1 protein-coding gene and 1 pseudogene are annotated in these 3353 nt (G+C 67.6%); one reads left to right on the top strand and one right to left on the bottom strand.

The features are described 5' to 3' along the window. Nucleotides 1-232: pseudogene (locus tag HUU94_RS12540) on the top strand (SIMPL domain-containing protein); the annotation flags it as partial. Between the two features lie 181 nt (nt 233-413). Here the strand turns inward: HUU94_RS12540 and HUU94_RS12535 are convergent. After that, nucleotides 414-3182 carry a valine--tRNA ligase gene (locus HUU94_RS12535; protein WP_174275402.1) on the bottom strand — a complete coding sequence of 923 codons (2769 nt, stop codon included), beginning with the start codon at nt 3180-3182 and terminating at the stop codon, nt 414-416. Between the last annotated feature and the right edge of the window lie 171 nt (nt 3183-3353).

Here is a 3353-nt window from a genome sequence, read left to right as displayed (position 1 = left end):
CGAAGCGCTCGCCGCCGGCACCGGCGCCCGGCTCGGCGAGGTGCTCAGCGTCTCGAACGGAGGCGCGGGCTATCAGCCGTTCGAGAACGACGTCATCGTCAGCGCCAGCCGGGCGGAAGCACCGCCGCCGCCAGCGCCACCCCCGCCACCCCCTCCGATCGCGGTCGACCTCAAGCCGCGCCCGATCGAGACGCGCGCCCGCGTCAACGTGGTCTACGCGATCGCGCGCTAGAGTCAGACGACCTTAGCTTTACCCGCTCCTGCTGAGGTGAGACCGAGTAGCTCCGCAGGAGCGTATCGAGGGCTCGTATCGAAGTAGCGCCCCAGGGCATGTCCTTCGATACGGGCTCTCGACAAGCTCGATCCCTACTCAGGATGAGCGGAAGAGTGGACCGATCTAAAATTATCCCGCTCTAAACCCCCAGCCGCGCGAGCGCCGCGCGCAGCCGTTCGCCCTCGGCAAGCTTGGCGCCATGATCCTCGCGCGCCTTGGCGACCGCCTCGGGCCTGGCCTTCTCGACAAACGCTGGGTTGCCGAGCCGCCCGGCGAGTGACCCCGCCTCCTTCTCCGCCGCCGCCGCCGCCTTATCCAGCCGCGCGCGCTCGGCGGCGACGTCGATCACCCCCTCGAGCGGCAGGACGTAGGTGACGGCATCGACGACGATCTGCACCGCCGCACCCTCCACGCCGAGGTTGGAGAAGCGAACGTCCGATATCCGCGCGAGGCGTTCGAGCGCACCTTGCTGTCGGTGGACCCGTTCGGTGACGGCCTCCCCGTCGGCCCAGACGTGCATCGCCAGTTTCGCACCCGGAGGAACGTTCAGCTCGGTGCGCGCCGAGCGGATTTCCTGGATCAGCCGGATCAGCCATTCGACCTCCGTTACCGCGCCCTGATCTATCGCATGGGCATCGACGCGCGGCCATTCGGCGACGATCAGATCGTGATCGCGGGGGCTGAGCGCGTGCCACAATTCCTCGGTGATGAACGGCATGAACGGGTGGAGCATCACGAGGATGCGATCGAGCACCCAGCCCGCCACGGCTCTGGTGGAGGCCGCCCGATCTTCGTCCGCCTGCGCGGCCGGTTGCAGCACGGGCTTGATCAGCTCCAGATACCAGTCGCAGAAGCGGTCCCAGACGAAATGATAGAGCCTGTTCGCCGCCTCGTCGAAGCGCAGGTCGGCGAGCGCGAGATCGAGCGCTTGCACGGTGCGGACGGTCTCGGCGACGATCCAGCGATCGATCGCGTTGCCGGTCTCCGGCGGCTGCGCGCGTACCGATCCGCCGATGCCGTTGGCCTGCGCGAAGCGGGCGGCGTTCCACAGCTTGGTCGCGAAGTTGCGATAGCCCTCGACGCGGCGCTCATCGAGCTTGATGTCCCGCCCCTGGCTCTCCATCGCCGCCAGCGTGAAGCGTAGCGCATCGGCGCCATATCGATCGATCAGCCCGAGCGGATCGACCGTATTGCCCTTGGACTTGGACATCTTGGAGCCGTCCGGCGCGCGCACCAGCCCGTGCAGATACAAAGTCCGCCACGGCACCTCGCCCAGGAAGTGCAGCCCCTGCATCGCCATCCGCGCATCCCAGAAGAACAGGATGTCGAACCCGGAGACGAGCACGTCGTTGGGGTAGTGGCGCGCGAGCAGCGAATTTGTCCGCCCCCTATCTCCGTTCGTGTCGAGCGTAGTCGAGACACGTTCGACCTCGCCGCCAGTAGCACGTCCCTCGACTTCGCTCGGGACGAACGGGGCTTGTGCGGCGTCTTCCGGCCACCCCAAGGTCCCGAACGGCCACAGCGCCGAGGAGAACCACGTATCCAGCACATCGGCGTCGCGGGTAAGCGCCATCCCCGCACCCGCTTGCTCCTGCGCATCGGCTTCGCTTTCCGCGACATAGGCCGTGCCGTCCGGCCCATACCAGGCGGGGATCTGGTGCCCCCACCACAATTGACGGCTGACGCACCACGGCTGGATATTCTCCAGCCACTGATACCAGGTCTTCTTCCACGTCTCCGGCACCACGCGGATCGCGCCCGATCGCACCGCCTCGATCGCCGGCCCGGCGAGCTTGGCCGCATCGACATACCATTGATCGGTAAGCCACGGCTCGATCACCGCGCCCGATCGATCGCCATAGGGCGTCTGGATCACGCGATCCTCGATCTTTTCCAGCGCGCCCGCCCGGTCGAGCAGCGCCACGATCGCGTCGCGCGCCGCAAAACGATCGAGCCCGATCAGTTCGGCGGGGATCAGCCCGTCGGCGGTCTGGCGGACGCGCGCCTCGGCATCGAGCATGTTGAGCATCTCGCTTGCCTTGAAGCCCGCGCGCCGGCCCACCTCGAAATCGTTGAAATCGTGCCCCGGCGTGATCTTCACCGCGCCCGATCCCAGCGCCGGATCGGCATGCTCGTCGGCGACGATCGGGATCAGCCGCCCGGTGATCGGCAGCCGTACCTGCCGGCCGACCAGTGCGGCGTAGCGCGCGTCCTCGGGGTTCACCGCCACCGCCATGTCGGCGAGCATCGTCTCGGGCCGCGTCGTCGCCACCGATATCGTCCCGCCGCCGTCGGCCAGCGGATAGGTCAGGTGCCAGAATTGGCCGTTGCGCTCGCGCGTCTCGACCTCGAGGTCGGAGATCGCGGTGCGGAAGTGCGGGTCCCAATTGACCAGCCTCTTGTCGCGATAGATCAGCCCCTCGCGATGGAGCTGGACGAAGGCGCGGACCACCGCCTTCGAAAAGCCCGCGTCCATCGTGAAGCGCTCGTTCGCCCAGTCGCACGACGCGCCGAGGCGGCGGAGCTGGCGGGTGATCTGGCCGCCGCTCGCCGCCTTCCATTCCCAGACGTGCGCGAGGAAGGCCTCGCGCCCCATTTCCTGCCGCGTCAGCCCCTGCGCGGCGATCGCGCGCTCGACCACCATCTGCGTCGCGATTCCCGCATGATCGGTGCCGACCACCCACAAGGCATCCTTGCCTTGCAGCCGCGCGTGGCGGACGAGAATGTCCTGCAGCGTATTGTCGAGCGCATGGCCGATATGCAGCGACCCGGTGACGTTGGGCGGCGGGATGACGATCGTGAAGGGCTCGGCGGTCTCGCGCGCGGGGCGAAACAGCCCCCGGCTCTCCCAATAGGGATACCAGTGCGCCTCGATCGTCGCGGGGTCGAAAGTCTTGTCGATCGTCATGGCGCGCTTCTTAGAGACGGAGGCAGCGCCTGTGCACCCCTCCCGGCGTTGAGGCCCGGGGTCGAATGAGAGCAGGGTCATGTGATTGAACTCTCGTCACCCCGGCCTTGAGCCGGGGTCCCGCTGCTTGGCCGACGTTGAAGAAGAAGCGGGACCCCGGCTCAAGGCCGG

The sequence above is a fragment of the Sphingomonas bacterium genome, from assembly GCF_903644055.1.
Taxonomy (GTDB): domain Bacteria; phylum Pseudomonadota; class Alphaproteobacteria; order Sphingomonadales; family Sphingomonadaceae; genus Sphingomonas_I.
Note: the sequence above shows the minus strand (reverse complement) of the source record. Positions and strands in the feature narration are given on the sequence as shown.